The organism is Isoptericola sp. F-RaC21, from assembly GCF_038593535.1.
In the GTDB taxonomy this organism is placed as follows: Bacteria; Actinomycetota; Actinomycetes; order Actinomycetales; family Cellulomonadaceae; genus Isoptericola.
In genome coordinates, this window is the sequence record NZ_JBCFYX010000003.1 from 663,412 (window position 1) to 680,322 (window position 16,911).

At 74.1% G+C, this 16,911-nt stretch carries 12 protein-coding genes; 8 read left to right on the forward strand and 4 right to left on the reverse strand.

Annotated features, from left to right (window positions below):
• Positions 1–261: 261 nt before the first annotated feature.
• A complete protein-coding gene (locus AAG589_RS13580; RefSeq protein WP_429764601.1) occupies positions 262–618 on the forward strand; it encodes a DUF3499 domain-containing protein in 357 nt (118 codons plus the stop codon).
• 19 nt (positions 619–637) lie between these two features.
• Here the strand turns inward: AAG589_RS13580 and manA are convergent, their stop codons facing one another.
• The gene (gene manA / locus AAG589_RS13585; RefSeq protein ID WP_430567769.1) at positions 638–1,846 is read right to left on the reverse strand and encodes a mannose-6-phosphate isomerase, class I; all 1,209 of its coding nucleotides are present in this window, start codon (positions 1,844–1,846) and stop codon (positions 638–640) included.
• Positions 1,847–1,951: 105 nt separating this feature from the next.
• Between manA and AAG589_RS13590 the strand changes: the two genes are divergently transcribed.
• Both AAG589_RS13590 and AAG589_RS13595 read left to right on the forward strand, forming a co-directional pair.
• Positions 1,952–3,436 (forward strand): phosphomannomutase/phosphoglucomutase, encoded by a 1,485-nt coding sequence (locus tag AAG589_RS13590; protein WP_430567770.1) that lies wholly within the window; start codon positions 1,952–1,954, stop codon positions 3,434–3,436.
• Complete coding sequence (locus AAG589_RS13595) at positions 3,433–3,627, forward strand: Trm112 family protein (protein ID WP_430567771.1); 195 nt, start codon at positions 3,433–3,435, stop codon at positions 3,625–3,627. The genes AAG589_RS13590 and AAG589_RS13595 overlap by 4 nt, the downstream gene beginning before the upstream one ends.
• Before the next feature lie 68 nt (positions 3,628–3,695).
• Here the strand turns inward: AAG589_RS13595 and AAG589_RS13600 are convergent, their stop codons facing one another.
• Positions 3,696–5,051, reverse strand: a complete 1,356-nt coding sequence (locus AAG589_RS13600; protein WP_430567772.1) for a SpoIID/LytB domain-containing protein — start codon at positions 5,049–5,051, stop codon at positions 3,696–3,698.
• A 196-nt stretch (positions 5,052–5,247) separates the two neighbouring features.
• Between AAG589_RS13600 and AAG589_RS13605 the strand changes: the two genes are divergently transcribed.
• The 5 genes from AAG589_RS13605 to glf all read left to right on the forward strand — a co-directional run bounded on the left by AAG589_RS13605 (position 5,248) and on the right by glf (position 13,497).
• The gene (locus tag AAG589_RS13605; RefSeq protein ID WP_430567773.1) at positions 5,248–7,224 is read left to right on the forward strand and encodes a peptidoglycan recognition protein family protein; all 1,977 of its coding nucleotides are present in this window, start codon (positions 5,248–5,250) and stop codon (positions 7,222–7,224) included.
• A 116-nt stretch (positions 7,225–7,340) separates the two neighbouring features.
• Complete coding sequence (locus tag AAG589_RS13610) at positions 7,341–8,555, forward strand: hypothetical protein (RefSeq protein WP_430567774.1); 1,215 nt, start codon at positions 7,341–7,343, stop codon at positions 8,553–8,555.
• 10 nt (positions 8,556–8,565) lie between these two features.
• Positions 8,566–10,452, forward strand: coding sequence for a glycosyltransferase (locus AAG589_RS13615; protein ID WP_430567775.1), 1,887 nt, complete (start codon positions 8,566–8,568; stop codon positions 10,450–10,452).
• 10 nt (positions 10,453–10,462) lie between these two features.
• Positions 10,463–12,322 carry a glycosyltransferase gene (locus AAG589_RS13620; RefSeq protein ID WP_430567776.1) on the forward strand — a complete coding sequence of 620 codons (1,860 nt, stop codon included), beginning with the start codon at positions 10,463–10,465 and terminating at the stop codon, positions 12,320–12,322.
• Between the two features lie 38 nt (positions 12,323–12,360).
• Positions 12,361–13,497, forward strand: a complete 1,137-nt coding sequence (gene glf / locus AAG589_RS13625) for a UDP-galactopyranose mutase (RefSeq protein WP_430567777.1) — start codon at positions 12,361–12,363, stop codon at positions 13,495–13,497.
• Here the strand turns inward: glf and AAG589_RS13630 are convergent.
• Positions 13,487–14,209 carry a hypothetical protein gene (locus AAG589_RS13630; protein WP_430567778.1) on the reverse strand — a complete coding sequence of 241 codons (723 nt, stop codon included), beginning with the start codon at positions 14,207–14,209 and terminating at the stop codon, positions 13,487–13,489. The two genes, glf and AAG589_RS13630, sit on opposite strands and share 11 nt — an antisense overlap.
• 559 nt (positions 14,210–14,768) lie before the next feature.
• On the reverse strand, positions 14,769–16,880 hold the full coding sequence (locus AAG589_RS13635) for an acyltransferase family protein (protein ID WP_430567779.1): 2,112 nt from the start codon (positions 16,878–16,880) through the stop codon (positions 14,769–14,771).
• Positions 16,881–16,911 lie beyond the last annotated feature (31 nt).

Genomic DNA, 16,911 nt, shown 5'->3' on the forward strand with positions numbered 1-16,911 from the left:
TCCAGCACGCCCTGGTGATCGGGCTCGTCCAGCACGCCCCGGTGATTGAGCTCGTCGAAATCCAGTGAGCGGGTTTCGACAGGCTCGACCAGCGGCGGCGGGGTTTCGACAGCCTCGACCAGCGGCGGCGTGGTTTCGACAGGCTCGACCAGCGGGAGCAGCGTGCCGACAGGCTCGACCAGCGGGTCCGACCGCCGCGACCAGCGGGTCCGACCGGCGAGCCCCGCGCACGCGCCCCGGCCGGGGGCGTAGTCTCCCCGCGTGAGATCGGTGAGGCAGTGCTCGCGCACGGCATGCACGCATGCCGCCGTCGCGACGCTCACGTACGTGTACGCGGACTCCACGGCCGTGCTGGGTCCGCTCGCGCAGCACGCCGAGCCGCACAGCTACGACCTGTGCGCCCAGCACGCCGAGGGGCTGACGGCGCCCCGCGGGTGGGAGGTCGTGCGTCTGACCCCCGCGTTCGAGGAGCCGGCGCCGTCGCCCGACGACCTGTCCGCGCTGGCGGAGGCCGTCCGCGAGGCGGGGCGGGTGCGGCAGGAGCCGGCGGGCGAGCCGTCGTCCGTCACCGAGACCGCGCGCCGCGGCCACCTGCGCGTGCTGCGCGAGGCGGACTGACCCTCCCGGGGGGACGGCGTCAGGGCACCCACGCGCACACCGCGTGGCCGGAGCCGGACAGCCGCAGCTCCCCGGCGTCGTGCGGCACGAACACGGAGCCGCCGCGGTGCAGCGTCGCCGGGGCGGGGCAGCCCTCGGCGGTGAGCTTGAGGTCGCCCGAGAGGCACAGCACGATGCGGGGGCCCTCGGCGGGCAGGTCGACGTCCTCGGCCGGGTCGACGTCGGCCACCGTGAGCGCGAACTCCCGCACCGGGGCCCGGTAGGTGGTCACCTGGCCCCGCCCGCCGGCGGACCGCGTGCGGGGCGGCTGGGGCGGGCGCGGCACGAACGACGCGCACTCGACGAGGGCGGCCTCGTCGACCAGCTTCGAGGTGAGGCCGGCCCGCAGCACGTTGTCCGACGACGCCATGATCTCGACCCCGAGCCCGGACAGGTACGCGTGCACCTCGCCCGCCGGGAGGAAGAGGCCCTGGCCGGGGTCGAGGGTGACCCGGTTCAGCAGCAGCGACGCGAGCGCGGCGGGGTCCCCGGGATGCTGCTCGGCGAGCTGCAGCACGGTCGCGTCGGCGCGCGACGACGGCGAGCCGGCGGCCAGGCGGGCGGCGACGGACGCGACCGTGGCGGCGACGTCGGCCGGGGCGCCCGGGTCGCGCCGCGCAGCGACGAGCCGGGAGAACGCGGCCTTGACGCCGGCCGGGGACCGGTCCGCCTCGAGGACCTCGCGGACCGCGCCCACGAGGTCGCCGTCGAGCCCGTCGAGCAGGTCGAGGACGGCGCGCGGCGCCCGGAAGCCGGCCAGCCCCTCGAACTCCGTGAGCGCGACGACCATCTCCGGCTTGTGCTGGTCGTCGTGGAACGAGCGGCCCGGGTCGCCCGGTGGCAGGCCCTGGCGGTTTTCCCGGTTGAACCCGGCCCGCGCCGCGTGCGGCTTGGGGTGCACCTGCAGCGACAGCGCCCGCTCGGCGGCGAGGACCTTGAGCAGGTAGGGCAGCCGGGGCCCGTACTCGTCCGCGACGCGGCGGCCCAGCATCGCGTCGGGCGCCGAGCGGACGAGCTCCAGCAGGGACCCGTCGCCGTTCACCCGCGACGGCGCGCTGGGGTGGGCGCCCAGCCAGAGCTCGGCGGCCGGGGTGCCGTCGGGCTCGACGCCCAGCAGCCCCTGGATCCGCGTGCGCGAGCCCCAGTCGGCGTGCTGGACGGTGTTCTCCAGCGGGTAGAGCTCGGGCACGAGGACCAGCCTTCCACACGGACGCGTGCCGGGAGCCGCCCCGGCGCCAAGTCCGCCCGGAGAACCACCCGCCCCGGGCGCGGCCCGGCACGTACGCTGTGGGTCGTGACGATCGACCTGGCCGACATCATCAAGGCGTACGACGTGCGCGGCACCGTGCCCGACCAGCTGTCGCCGGAGGTGGCCCGCGCGATCGGCGCGGCGTTCGCCCGGGTGGTGGCCGTGCCGGAGGGCGCGACGCGCGTCGTCGTCGGGCACGACATGCGCGACTCCGGCCCGGAGCTGGTCGACGCGTTCACCGCCGGCGTCACCGGGGTCGGCGTCGACGTCGTGCGCATCGGGCTGTGCTCCACGGACGGGCTGTACCACGCGTCGGGCGCGCTGGACGCGCCCGGCGCGATGTTCACCGCGTCGCACAACCCCGCCGTCTACAACGGCATCAAGCTGTGCCGCGCCGGCGCGCGCCCCGTCGGGCAGGACACCGGCCTGGCGGACGTCCGCGAGCTCGCGCAGGAGCTGCTCGACGGCACGACCCCGCTGGTCGAGCCTGTCGAAACCTCGGACCGGGTTTCGACAGGCTCGACCAGCGGTGGCGCGGCGTCGACCGGCTCGACCAGCGACCAGGACACCCTGGCCGACTACGCCGCGTTCCTGCGCGGCCTGGTCGACGTGTCGGGGATCCGGCCGCTCAAGGTCGTGGTGGACGCCGGCAACGGGATGGCCGGGCACACCGTGCCGGCGGTGCTCGGCACGGCGGCGGGGCTGCCCGCCCTGCCGCTCGACGTCGTGCCGCTGTACTTCGAGCTCGACGGCAGCTTCCCGAACCACGAGGCCAACCCGCTCGAGCCCGCCAACCTGCGCGACCTGCAGGCGGCCGTCGTCGAGCACGACGCCGACCTCGGGCTCGCGTTCGACGGGGACGCCGACCGCTGCTTCGTCGTCGACGAGCACGGCGACCCGGTCTCGCCCTCGGCGGTGACGGCGCTGGTGGGGCTGCGCGAGGTGGCCAAGGAGCTCGAGGCGGGCCGCACCCCCACGGTGATCCACAACCTCATCACCTCCCGCGCTGTGCCCGACCTGCTGCAGGCGGCCGGCGCGACGACGGTGCGCACCCGGGTGGGCCACTCGTTCATCAAGGCGCAGATGGCGCAGCACGACGCCGTGTTCGGCGGCGAGCACAGCGCGCACTACTACTTCCGCGATTTCTTCTTCGCCGACACCGGCATGCTCGCCGCGCTGCACGTGCTGGCCGCGCTGGGCGGTCAGCCGCACCCGCTGTCGGTGCTGGCGGAGATGTACTCGCCGTACGTGGCGTCGGGGGAGCTCAACTCGCGCGTCGCCGACGCCGCGGCGGCCACGGCGCGCGTGCGCGAGGCGTACGCGAGCGCCTACCCGCAGGCGGACGTGGACGAGCTCGACGGCCTCACCGTCGCGCACTGGGACGGCCACCCGCAGTGGTGGTTCAACCTGCGCGCGTCGAACACGGAGCCGCTGCTGCGGCTCAACGTCGAGGCGGCCGACGAGGACATCATGATCAAGGTGCGCGACGACGTCCTGTCGCTCGTGCGGCAGGAGGAGGACGAGGCATGAGCGACATCTCGATCGACCCGTGGGTGCGCTCGATCCTGCGCTGCCCGGTGACGGGGGCGGAGCTGGTCGACGCCGTCGGCCCGGACGGCGAGCCCGAGCTGCGCTCGACCGACCCCGAGCGGCCGCTGGCGTACCCCGTGCGTGACGGCGTGCCCGTGCTGCTGGAGATCGACGCCCGCCCCGTCCGGTGATCGAGCCTGTCGAGATCCAGGAACCGGGTTTCGACAGGCTCAACCAGCGGTGACGGGTCTCGACTGGCTCAACCGGCGGCGGTGATCTTGGTGATCCACGCCGCCGGCATCGAGCCCGCGGTGGTGCGCGCGCCGACCTTCGAGCGGATCGCGTCGGCCTTGCCCGTCACGGTCGCCGTCTTCCCCGTCGACGACGTCGCGGTGAGCGTGCGGGCCTGACCGCTCGACCACTTGGCCGAGACCTTGATCGACTGGACGTCGGCCAGCCCGAACAGCGCGCGCGCCTGGGCCTGCGTGAGCTTGCGGGTCCAGGACGCGTACGAGTTGCCGGGGGCGGCCTTGCTGTAGGGGTCGGACACCGACTGCTCGTACGGGATCGTCGACGACCAGACGTCCTGCGAACGCGCCGTGCGCCCGCCGCTGGACGAGAAGTAGTGCGCGGCGACGGCCTTGCCGCCGTAGGTGAGCACGCGGGCCCGGGTGCGGCTGGAGGTGGTGGCGTCGACCGCCTTCTTCCAGACCTTGCCGTACTTGGCCCCCGTGCCCTCGGACTCCTTTGCCCAGCCCGAGTAGTACTGGTCGCGCACGTCGTCGACGACGTTGCAGCGGCAGTCGGGGTCCACGGCCTTGGTCATCACGTACGAGCGCGCCGTGATCGCCTGGGCGGCCAGGGCCGACAGCCCGCCGTTCAGTCCCCACGACGACGGCATCTCCGCGATGCCGTAGAGGTACTCGGTGTTGAGCAGCACGTCGTTGGTGAGGTTGGGGACGCCGCCGCGGGCGGTGGCGGTGAGGCGGCCATGCTTGTAGGAGCCGTGCGCGCCCGCGACGGTCGCCACCGCCGTCTTGCCCGAGGGCTTGTAGTACCGGGTGCCCGACCAGGTGATGCGCAGCAGCTGGTCGTAGTACTTCGTGCCGTTCACCGTGATGCGCGACCGCCCGCCGGCGGTCACGGTGACGGCGAAGGTCTCGGTGCCCGAGCCCGTGGCCAGCGTCGTGCCGTCCTCGTTCGCCAGGCGCCAGTCGCCGCCGCGCACCGTCACCGTGGTCGTCGTCTTCGTGTCCCCGTAGCCGGACCGCCCCGCGGGGTCCTTGCCGTACACCTGGACCAAGATGTTGTTCCCGGTCGTGGTCTTCCAGGCCGCCCTCGCGCCCGTGTAGTAGTGCGCGAGCACGTCCCAGCTCGCGCTGCCGCGGCGCGCCATCTCGTAGGCGCCGTACTGCGGCATCCCGACCCCGTGGCCGTAGCCCGAGCCGGCGATCGTGAACGAGCTCGGCACCGCCGCCTCGGCCGACGTCGCGGTGAGCACGCCGCCGGCCGCCGCGACCAGCGCGGACGTCGCCGCCGCCACGACGCGGCGCCACCGCCGTCGCGCGCCGGACCTCGAACGGGCGCCCTCGGAGCGCGTGCGGACCTCGGCCATGGTGACCACCCCCGGGACCCACTGTCCCCTGGCCGCGCGTGCCCAGCATCCGGAACGACCCGGCCGCTCGGCGTGCCGAGGCGGCCCGCACTCCCTATCGTCGTGCGGGTCAGGTGCCCGGCGCGACGACGCGCGACCGACGGATCGACCTCAGCCCGACCAGAGCTGGACGAGCGGGAGACGAGCGGAGACGAGCATGACGACGACACGGATGGCTCGACGGGCGGCGCGGACCGCCGTCACGACGTCGACGGTCGTGGCGCTGGCCCTCGCGGGGGTCGTGCTGCCGACGGTCTCGCTGCCCGTCCCGGAGGCGCACGCCGTGGCCCCGGACGTGGAGCACGTGCCGGTGCGCGGCATCGACGCCGGCGCCCGCCACCAGAAGGGGGCGCTCGACGAGGCGGTGGGGCACGAGCACACGGAGAAGTCCGAGCTGCCGAGCTCCGAGCTCGCGACGGAGGTCGCGCCCGACGGCGGGGCCCCCACGACGCTGGCGCAGGAGGCGCCGGACGAGGGCGACCTCGCGGCGCTGAGCGAGCGCACGGCGACGCAGGACTTCCTCGTCGCGGGCGTCACGTGGGACGAGGCGACGGGCAGCGAGGTCACCGAGGTCGCCGTGCGCGTGCGCGAGGACGGCCGCTGGAGCGACTGGCAGTCCCTGGGCCTGGACGGCGTCACCGTCGACGGCGGCCGCGCGGGGACGGAGCCGATCGTGTCGACGGGCGCCGACGGCGTGCAGGCGCGCGTGCGCACGGCGGACGGGACGCCGCCGAGCGGGCTCCAGGTTGACGTCGTCGACCCGGGCACGTCGCGCGCCGACGCGTCCGTGGGGAAGGACTCCGGCCCGGCGTCGTCGGCCAGCGCGGGCACGGGCTTCGAGATCCGCCCGTCGATCGTCACACGCTCCGGGTGGGGCGCGGACGAGTCGCTGTCGGGGAGCTGGCCCGAGACGTCGAGGTCCCTCAAGGCGATCTACGTGCACCACACGGCCGGGACGAACGGCTACAAGGAGAGCCAGTCCGCGGCGCTGGTGCGCGGCATCTACGCGTACCACACGAAGTCGCGCGGGTGGCCGGACATCGGCTACCAGTTCCTGGTCGACAAGTACGGCAACATCTTCCAGGGCCGCAAGGACGCGCGCGTCGACAACCCGATCGGCGCCCAGGCCGGCGGGTACAACACGGGCACGATCGGGGTGTCCGCCATGGGCAACTTCGACACCGCGAAGCCGACGAGCGCCCTCCTCACGGGGATGGCGAAGGTCATCGGCTGGAAGTCCTACCAGTACGGCATCAACCCCAAGGGGACGACCACGCTGGTCACGGGCGGCTCCACCGGGAGCGGCACCCGGGCCAAGCCGGGGTCGAAGGTGAAGGTGCCCACGGTGCTCATGCACCGCACCACCAACGAGACCGCCTGCCCGGGCCGCTACCTCGCCGCGAAGATGAGCACGCTGCGCAGCGGGGCGGCGTCCCGCAAGGCCGCCGCGATCAAGAAGTACGGCGCGATCCGGTGGGCCGTGGGCGCGCCGACGCGGTACGCGCCGACGTCGTCCCAGTCCCCGGTGCAGTGGTCCACGAAGGCCACCTACCGGTGGAAGAAGGTGTCCGGCGCGCGCTACTACCAGGTGCTCTACCGCGAGGCGCACTGGAACTCCGACATGCCCAGCACCAACTACTGGCGGGTGCTCAGGTCGGCCACGACGGCGACGTCCGTGACCGTGAACCTCGACCACGGCAAGTCGCGCGAGATCGCGGTCCGCGCCATCAGCTCGAAGTACCACCGCGGGCCGATGACGACGCTGGTGCGCACCAGCACCACGATCCTGCCCAAGTCGTGGTCGATCTCCAGCGGGTGGAAGAGGATCCACCACACCAAGCTGTACGGCGACTACGCGTACCAGACGTCCACGGGCGGAAAGACGATCAGCTTCAAGAGCGCCGACCAGGTGCACCGGGTGGTGGTCCGCGGGGCCACGTCGCCGGGGGACGGCAAGGTCCAGGTGCTCGTCGGGGGCAAGGTGCGCGGCACCCTCGACTTCAACCGGTCGTCGAGCTGGGACCGCGTCATGAGCGTCACCCTGTCCGGGCACAACGACGGCACCGTCACGCTGCGGAAGGTCGGCGACGGGAGGAAGGTCAGGATCGCGCAGGTCTCCCTCGCGCGCTGGTAGCGCGCGACGCCCGACGCCGGGCGCTCTCAGCAGGCACCGAGCGACGGCCGGTAGCCTGCTGGCCACGAGCCCCCCGGCGTCGAGGGGACCCGACGACGGGTCCCGGAGGAGATGGGATGTCCACCAGCACGGCCCCGACCGCGTCCTTGCAGCTGCCCGAAAGATCCGTGCTGCTGCACATCGGACTGATGAAGACCGGGACGACGAGCCTGCAGAACGCGGCCGCCGCGCTGCGGCCGCAGCTCCTGGCGCAGGGCGTGCGGTACCCGGGCACGCAGGTCAACCACCGCAGCGCGGTCAACGACTTCATGGGCCACTCCTGGGGCTGGGACACCACGCCGGTCGAGGGGGCGTGGCGCCGGCTGCGCGCCGAGATCGATCTCGACACCGAGCACCGGATCTGGATCGGGCACGAGTTCGGCGCCAACGCCGACGACGCGACGGCCGCGCGGTGGCGGACCGAGCTCGGGGAGCGCGCGCACGTCGTCGTGACGCTGCGCAACTACGGCTCGATCCTGCCCTCCCTGTGGCAGCAGATGACCAAGGAGGGGGAGCGGACCGAGTTCGAGCCCTGGCTGCGGGGCGTGCTCTCCGACGACCCGGACCACGAGCTGCGGTCGTTCCGGGACCGCATCGACCAGGGACGCGTCGTCACGCGGTGGGCGGAGGCGTTCGGCCCGGAGAACGTCACCGTGGTCGTCGTGGACAAGTCGACGCCCGAGCTGCTGTTCGACGCGTTCGAGTCGATGCTCGCGCTGGAGCCGGGGCTCCTGCGGACGGCGAAGCTGGACGGCAAGGCGTCGAACCGCGGGATGTCGCTCGAGGAGGCCGAGCTCCTGCGCCGGCTCAACCTGAAGCTGCGCACGCAGCTCACCTGGCTCGAGTACTGCAAGTGGCTGCGCGACGCGGCGTCCACCGCGGTGCTCCGGTGGCGCCGCACCGGCGAGCACGACACCAAGCTCGTGCTGCCGACGTGGGCCGCCCAGGTCGCGGAGGCGCGGGCCGCCGAGCACGTCGAGCAGATCGCCGCGTCGGGCGTGCGGGTCGTCGGCGACCTGGGGCTGCTGCGCGCCGAGGTCCGGTCCGCCGAGAACCCGGCGCTGCACAGCGAGGTCGTGCCGATGGACGCCGCGGTCGAGGCGATCCTCGGCGTGATCCGGCAGGGGCGGCGCGAGGAGGACCGCCTCGCCACCGCCCGGGACGAGATCGCGGAGCTCGAGGAGGCCGCGCGGGCCCGGCGCAAGGCGGGGCCCGCCCTGTCCGAGGCCAGCGGCCGCGAGCTCGTGCGCGCGCTCGGCTCGCGCGTCAAGCGCCGGCTGCGGCGCGGCTAGGCTCGCCGGCGTGCATCTCGCTCAACAGCTGATCCTGTCGCTCCCGGCCGACCGCCGCGCCCTGGGCGCGGAGGACGGGCCTGCCGTCGTCGAGGAGCGCGGCGTGCGGGTGCCGGCGGGCACCTCCCAGGGGTTCGCCACCTATTTCTCCGCGTTCCCGGCGTCGTACTGGGTGCGCTGGGCCGGCGTCGCGACCGCGCGGCTCGAGGTCGACGCCACCGGCACCGGCACCGTGCGGCTGGTGCGCTCCGACGCGCGCGGCCACGCCACTTCCGTGTCGGTCGAGCCGGTCGAGACCCAAGATCCGCTGGTCGAGCCTGTCGAGACCCGGGTTTCGACAAGCTCAACCGGCGGGGGAAGGGTGTCGATCGACGTCGACGTGTCCGGCATGGCCGACGGCGGCTGGCTGTGGTTCGACGTGGACGCGGGTGACACGGACGTCGTCGTCAGCGACGCGCGCTGGCTCGTCGACGTCGCGCCGCGGCGCACCGGAGACGTGTGCCTGTCGATCACCACGATGGACAAGCCGGAGTTCTGCGTCGCCACGCTGGGCCGGATCGCGGCGTCGGTGGCGCTCGCCGAGGCGGTGGGCACGGTGCTGGTGGTCGACCAGGGCTCGCGCCGCGTCGTCGACCACCCGGGCTACGCCGAGGTGGCTGCGGCGCTCGGCGACCGGCTCACCGTGATCGAGCAGCGCAACCTCGGCGGGTCGGGCGGGTTCTCGCGCGGGATGCTGGAGGCCCTGGACCGCCCGGACGCCGACGCGGTGCTCATCCTGGACGACGACGTCGAGGTGGAGCCCGAGTCCCTGCTCCGCGCGATCCGGTTCCACCGCGCCGCGGGCACGCCCGTGGTCGTGGGCGGGCACATGCTCGACCTGAACCGCCCGACGGTGCTCAACTCCTTCAGCGAGGTGGTGCACGAGCGCACCTTCAACTGGGGGCCGCCCGAGGCGGACCAGCAGTGGCACGACCTGGCCGCCGGCCCGCTGCGCGACACGCCCTGGCTGCACGCCCGGGGCGAGAGCGACTTCAACGGCTGGTGGATGTGCCTCATCCCGACCGCCGTCCTGCGCGACGTCGGGCTGTCGCTGCCGCTGTTCCTCAAGTGGGACGACGCCGAGTTCGGGCTGCGCGCCCGCGACGCCGGGCACGCCACCGTCTCGTTCCCGGGCGCCGCGCTGTGGCACGTCGCGTGGACCGACAAGGACGACACCGTCGAGTGGCAGGCGTACCTGCACGTGCGCGGCCGGGTCGCGGCCGCGCTGCTGCACGCCCGCCGACCCCGCGCCGGGCTGCTGCTGCCCCTGCTGCTCGCGAACGACCTCAAGCTGCTGCTCGGGCACCGGTACTACGCCGTCGACCTGCACCTGCGCGCCCTGCGGGACCTGCTGGCCGGCCCGGGGGACCTGCACGCCGACCTGGAGCGCGTCGTGCCCGCGGCCCGGGCCGTGGGGGCCGCGTACCCGGAGACGGTCGTGCGCCGCGAGGGCGACGCGGCCTTCGACGCCGCGCCGCGCCCCCGGGCGGGAGAGCCGCGCCCGAAGCCGACGTCGCCCGCGGCGCTCGCGGGCCTGGTGGCGCGCGGCGTGCTGCGCCACCTGCGCCCCGCGCCGGACGGGGCGGTGCCGCGGTCCACCCTCACCCGCGAGCAGGCCACCTGGTGGGACGTGCCCGGGCACGACTCGGTGCTCGTGCTGGACGCCGACGGGGGCTCCGGCGTCTGGCTGCGCCGCGACCCGCGGCAGTTCTGGCGGCTGGCCGCGGCGTCGGTCGGGGCGCACCTGCGGCTCGCGCTGCGGTGGCGCCAGGTGTCCGCGCGGTGGCGCGCCGCGGCCCCCGGGCTCGTCGACCCGGAGACGTGGCGGGCGACCTTCGCACCCCGAGCGCCCCACTAGGATGGTCCGGATGTCCACCCCCTCCGTCGTCGCGGTCGTCGTGTCGTACAACAGGGCCGCGCTGCTCGTCGCGGCCCTCGACGCGCTGGCCGCCCAGAGCCGGCCCGTCGACCGCGTGGTCGTCGTCGACAACGCGTCGACCGACGACGCCCTCGAGGTGGCGCGCACCCACCCGAGCGGCCCCGAGGTCGTGGCCCTCCAGCGCAACACCGGCGGCGCGGGCGGCTTCGCCGTCGGCCTCGCCACCGCCGTCGCGGACCTCGACGCCGACCTCGTGTGGCTCATGGACGACGACACCGTGCCCACCGACACGGCGCTCGAGGCGCTGCTCGGCGCGCGCGACGCGTACGCCGGCGACGTCACCGCGATGGCCAGCCGCGTCGTGTGGACCGACGGCAGCGACCACCCGATGAACACGCCGCGCAGCCGCCCGGGGGCCTCGCCCGCCGAGCTGGCGCGGGCGCGCGCGGCCGGCGCGATGCCGGTGCGGTCGATGTCGTTCGTGTCGATGCTGGTCGACGCGCGCGCCGTAAGGGCGCTGGGCCTGCCCGTCAGCGACTTCTTCATCTGGAACGACGACTTCGAGTACTCCACGCGCCTGCTGCGCCGCGGCACCGGGCTGTACGTGCCGGGCAGCGTCGTCGAGCACCGCACCGCCCGCCTGGTCGGCACCGACCACGACCCGGGCCCGCGCTTCTACTTCGAGGTGCGCAACAAGGTGTGGACGTTCACGCGGTCGTCCGCCCTCGCGCCGTCCGAGCGCCTGCTGTACGGCGGGTCCACCCTGCGGCGCTGGGCCCGCACCGTGGCGCGCTCGTCCGACCGCGGCACCCTGCTCAAGGCCGGCGGCCGCGGGCTGTGGCACGGTCTCGTGCGCCGGCCGCGCGCCGACAGCGAGGTGCTCGCCGGCGTCGGGCCCGCCGCGACGAGCGTCGCGCGCGTCGAGCGGGGGCGAAGCGGCGCCCCCGCTCGACCGTCCGACGACGCGGCCAGGGCGTCCACCGCGCCGGCCGTCGCCCGCGGCGCCCTCGACGACCGCCGGTTCTCCGTGCTCCTGCCCGTGTACGCGGGCGACGACGCCGCGCACCTGGAGCGCGGCTTCCTGTCAGTCACGCGCGACCAGACGCTGCGGCCGGACGAGGTCGTCGTCGTGCGCGACGGGCCCGTGGGCGAGGACGTCGCCGCGGTGCTCGGCCGTCTGCACGAGCTCACCGACGTGCCCGTCACGCTGGTGCCGCTGGAGCGGAACGTGGGCCTCGCCCGCGCCCTCGAGGCGGGGCTGGAGGCGTGCAAGCACGAGATCGTGGCGCGCGCCGACGCCGACGACATCTCCCGGCCCGAGCGGTTCGCCGTGCAGGTGCCGCTCGTGGCCGCCGGGTGCGACATCGTCGGCTCCGCGATCCAGGAGTTCGACGACGACGAGCACGCGCCCGGCATGGTGCGCGTGCCGCCGACCGGCGCGGACATCGCCACCACCGCCCGGTTCCGCGACCCGTTCAACCACCCGTCGGTCGTGTACCGGCGCTCCGCCGTCGCCGCCGCGGGCGGGTACGAGCACCTGGACCTCATGGAGGACTACCTCCTCTTCGCCCGCATGATCGCGGGCGGCGCGGACGCGGAGAACGTCACCACGCCGCTGGTGCTGTACCGCGTCGGTGCCGGGGCGTACGCCCGTCGTGGCGGCCGCCGCCTGCTGGCGTCCGAGCTCGCGCTGCAGCGCACGCTGCACGCCGAGGGCTTCCTCACCGGGCCGCAGATGGTGCGCAACGTGGTGGTGCGCGCCGGCTACCGCGTGGTTCCCGAGTCGGTGCGCAAGGCCGGGTACCGCGCGTACACCCGCCTGCGCGGCGGCTACGACCCCGCCGGCTGAGCCTGTCGAGACCCCCGTTCGAACTGGAGACACCTGACATGACCGACCTCGTCGTCGTCGGTACCGGGCTGTTCGGCCTGACCGTCGCGGAGCGGATGGCCGCGCAGGGCCGCAAGGTGCTGATGATCGATCGTCGTGACCATCTGGGTGGTAACGCGTACTCGGAGACGGACCCGGACACGGGGATCGAGGTGCACCGGTACGGGGCGCACCTGTTCCACACGTCGAACGAGCGGGTGTGGGAGTACGTCAACCGGTTCACGGCGTTCACGTCGTACGTGCATCGGGTGTACACGACGCATCGGGGCGAGGTGTTCCCGATGCCGATCAACCTGGGCACGATCAACCAGTTCTTCCGGTCGGCGCACGGGCCGGACGCGGCGCGGGCGCTGGTGCGCGAGCAGGCGGCGGAGCTGGAGGGGCGGCGGCCGTCGAACCTGGACGAGCAGGGCGTGTCGCTGATCGGGCGGCCGTTGTACGAGGCGTTCATCCGGGGGTACACGGCCAAGCAGTGGCAGACGGACCCGCGGGAGCTGCCGGCGTCGATCATCTCGCGGCTGCCGGTGCGGTACACGTACGACAACCGGTACTTCAACGACACGCACGAGGGCCTGCCGACCGGCGGGTACACGGCGTGGTTGGAGCGGATGGCGGACCACCCGAACATCGAGGTGCGGCTGTCCACGGACTTCTTCGACGAGGCGCAGCCGGTGAGCAAGAGGGCCGTGGTGGGGCAGGTGCCGGTGGTGTACACGGGGCCGGTGGACCGGTACTTCGAGGACGCCGAGGGGTCGCTGTCGTGGCGGACGCTGGACTTCGAGCGCGAGGTGCTGCCGGTGGGCGACTTCCAGGGCACGCCGGTGATGAACTACGCGGACACGGAGGTGCCGTACACGCGCATCCTGGAGTTCCGGCACTTCCACCCCGAGCGGGAGTACGCGAGCGACAAGACCGTCATCGTGCGGGAGTACTCGCGGTTCGCCGAGCGTGGTGACGAGCCGTACTACCCGGTGAACACCCCTGCCGACCGGGAGCGGCTCAAGCGGTACCGCGAGCTCATGGCCGACGAGCCGCAGGTGCACTTCGGGGGCCGGCTAGGCACGTACCAGTACCTCGACATGCACATGGCCATCGGCTCCGCCCTGTCCATGGTGGACAACAAGCTCACCCCGTGACGCCGAACATGTGGTTTCTCGCGTTCTGATCGCTCAGAACGCGAGAAACCACATGTTCGGCGCGGGTGCGGGCGAGGAACTCGCGGACCTGCCGGCCGACGGTCCGCTCGCTGACGTGCCGCGCGTCGAAGTGCAGCAGGTGGATGCCGGGTGCCGAGGAGAAGGCGTTGTCGCGGTCGCGGTCCCGTCGTTCCGTGCGGGCCTCGCCCTCGTGCCAGTCGTAGCCGTCGAACTCCCCGACGAGCCACTCGCGCTCCCCGAGACGCCACGCCATGTCGGCACGGCCGATCACCTTCCCGTCGCGTCCCACGACCGGTAGCTGGAGCGTGTCGGGTGGCACGCCCTCCTCGATGCACAGCCACCGCCCGGCCGACTCGAGCCAGGACTCGGCTCGCGGGTCGGTCCACTCCCACAGCTCGTGCCGCACGGCGATCCCGCGCCGGCCCCTCGCGTGGTCGTGGGCGCGGGCGGCACCGGCCGGGGTCAGCAGCTCGAGGCGCAGCGCGGAGTCCAGGACGGCAAGCCCGTTCTCCATGGTCAGCTCGGGCACGGCCTGGGCGACCGCCCACTCCGGGGACGCGAGCTGCCGCGTCCCGGTGCGACGGTCGCCGTGGGCGACGGTCGTCATGCCGTCGTCGAACTGCCGCAGACGGATGCCCGGACGGTCCAGGCGGTTCGACGCCCGCGGCAACGCGACCTCCGGCCGGATCACCGACGGGAGGCCTTCGACGCCGAGGAGAGCCAGGGCACACTGGCCCACCGCGATGGCATCCGGCCCGTAGGCGAGCAGGCCGATCCACGCCGACCGGCGTCGGAGGTGGTCGAACAGGAGGGTCGCTGCTGGACCGATCGCGGTGCACGGCCGCGGTAGCGCGGCTCGACCGTCGGCTCGCGGCATCGCGATCGAGGCGGACGAACGGGGGGAGGGCATGGCGCGGGACGACGGCGACGGTCCGTCGCCGGGGCGTGACGGCGATCGTGTCCACGACTCCCTTGGTCACCGCCTGCCACCGCCCCGAGCGCACCCAACGGAACTGGCGGGATCGGTCCACGCCGTGGCGCGCACACTGCTGCGTGGTCAGGAGACCCTCTTGAGCAGCGGCGAGGCCGAGGAGGGCGGCTGGCAGCTCGGTCGGGTGGCGCACGCTCCCATCCCAGCAATGTCCGAGGGAGCCGCGGCAGACCCTGTGGACAACCTCCCCGAACATGGGGTTTCTCGCGTTCTCAGCGCTGAGAACGCGAGAAACCCCATGTTCGGCGAGGAGGTCGGCTCAGACGGGGAGGCCGGCGTCGCGGAGCTCGCGCTCCAGGTAGGGCGTCATCGTCTTGGCGTAGGTGGCGGTCAGATGGTGGGTGTCGCGGTACACGTTGACGCCGCCGATGACGGCGGGGCAGGTGCCGCCGCGGCAGTAGAGCGACGTGAGGTCGACGAACGAGGCTCCGGGGACGTCGTCGGCGGCCTCCTCGTACACCTGCGGGTCGGGGAAGGCCTGCCGCTCGGGCAGGTCGCAGCGGTCGGGGTCGGCGGCGAGGCCGCGGTCGAGGCACTGCGAAGGTTCCTGGTCGTGCTGCGGGTTGTCCGACAGCGCGACGACCGGCACGCCCCGGTCGGCCACGGGCCGCCACGCGGCGGCGAGGTCCGCGGCCTGGCGGTCCGGGCTGCCCGTGAGGAAGTCGAGGTACCCGGTGGTCACGACGGCGTCGGCCGACCCGGCCTGCTGCTCGAGCCACGGCTCGAGGCGGTCCCGCCACTCCTCGCAGGTGCGCGCCCGCTCCCCGTCGGCGTCGACCGGCCCGGCCGTCCAGGCGCACGAGTTCTTGAGCTGCGTGGTGACGCTGAGCCGGCCCTCGGCGGCGAGCTCGCGGAACGCCGGCAGCAGCGCCCGGGCGTGCGAGTCGCCCACCAGCACGACGTGCGGGACGTCGGGGTCGTCGACGGGGCCGAAGGAGCAGTCCGCCAGCGCGGTCTCGTCGACGTCGACGAAGCAGTCCCGGGGCCCGGCGATGTCGTCGGCGACGGCGACGGGCGCGGGGACGACGACGTCGTCGAGGGCGGGGTTGTCGCAGGGCTTGTCGGGGTCCATCTCCTGGGCGCCGAAGCAGGGCGGCGGGTCCGCCACGATGCGGGCGGCGATCGCCTCCTGCTGCTGCACCCGGTGCTGCGCCACGGCGAGGCCGCCGCCCGCGACGAGGGAGAGCGCGACGGTCGCGGCCGCCGTGACGCCGAGGGCGCGGCGCGTGCGGTGCAGGCCCCAGCGCTCCGTGAAGCGCGCCGGGTCCTCCACCCAGCGCTTGGTGGCCGCGGCCAGGACGACGACGCCGGCCAGCAGCACCACCCGCTCGAGCAGGCCGGCTTCGTGCCCCAGCACGAACGGCGCGAGGACGATCGCGGGCCAGTGCCACAGGTACAGCGCGTAGGAGATCTCGCCCGTGCGCTGCACGGGGGCCCAGGCATACAGGGGCGTCGGGGCGAGGCGTCCGGACGGCGCGCCCGCGGCGATGACGGCGACGGTGCCGAGCACCGGCACCAGCGCCGCCGTGCCGGGGAACGGCGTCGCGTCGGAGTACGCGAGGGCGCAGGCGGCGAGCGTCGCCAGGCCGGCCCAGCCCAGCGCGGCGCGGCCGCCGTTCGCGCCCGGGCGACGTCCCGGGCGGGCGAGCCACAGGGCGAGCAGCGCGCCCGCGCCGAACTGCCAGGCGCGCGTCGTCGTGGCGAAGTAGGCCGGGGCGGGGTTCGCGGACGTCAGCCACAGGGAGTACGCGAACGACGCGACGGTGGCGCCGCCGAGCAGCAGCGCCGTCGTGCGACGGGTCGTGGTCCCGCGCCGGGCCGCGACGACGGTGCCGAGCACGACGAGCAGCGGCCAGACGAGGTAGAACTGCTCCTCGGTCGACAGCGACCAGTAGTGCTGCACCGGCGACGGGTCGCCGTCGGCGGCCAGGTAGTCGACGGCGTCGCCGGCGAGCACCCAGTTCTCGACGTAGACGGTGGCGCCGAGGGTCTCGCGGAACCACTGCTGCCACAGGGACTGCGGGGCCACGAGCACCGTCGCGACCAGGGTCGCGGCGAGGACGAGGTACGCGGCGGGCAGCAGGCGGCGGGCCCGCCGCGCCCAGAACCGAGCCAGCCGGACCCCGCCGGTCGACTCGGCCTCGCGCAGCAGGTGACCGGTGATGAGGAAGCCGGAGATGACGAAGAAGACGTCGACGCCCACGTAGCCGCCGGGCAGCCGGCCGGGCCAGAAGTGGTAGAGGACGACCAGGGCCACGGCCAGCGCCCGCAGCGCCTGGATCTCCGGGCGGAACGTGCGCGGCGGGCGGCGGGGTTCGCTGCCCGGGGCGGCGGACGTGCGGGCCGGGCGGTCGCGGACGGGCGTCGTCATGCGCAGGGGTCACCGTGGGGTCGGGGGCAGG

Excerpts from the sequence above, each read along its gene's own strand:
- AAG589_RS13595 (WP_430567771.1), top strand. The coding sequence starts at position 3,433 with ATGAGCGACATCTCGATCGACCCGTGGGTGCGCTCGATCCTGCGCTGC.
- AAG589_RS13620 (WP_430567776.1), top strand. The coding sequence starts at position 10,463 with ATGTCCACCCCCTCCGTCGTCGCGGTCGTCGTGTCGTACAACAGGGCC.
- AAG589_RS13600 (WP_430567772.1), bottom strand. The coding sequence starts at position 5,051 with ATGGCCGAGGTCCGCACGCGCTCCGAGGGCGCCCGTTCGAGGTCCGGC.
- glf (WP_430567777.1), top strand. The coding sequence starts at position 12,361 with ATGACCGACCTCGTCGTCGTCGGTACCGGGCTGTTCGGCCTGACCGTC.
- AAG589_RS13610 (WP_430567774.1), top strand. The coding sequence starts at position 7,341 with ATGTCCACCAGCACGGCCCCGACCGCGTCCTTGCAGCTGCCCGAAAGA.
- AAG589_RS13605 (WP_430567773.1), top strand. The coding sequence starts at position 5,248 with ATGACGACGACACGGATGGCTCGACGGGCGGCGCGGACCGCCGTCACG.
- AAG589_RS13635 (WP_430567779.1), bottom strand. The coding sequence starts at position 16,880 with ATGACGACGCCCGTCCGCGACCGCCCGGCCCGCACGTCCGCCGCCCCG.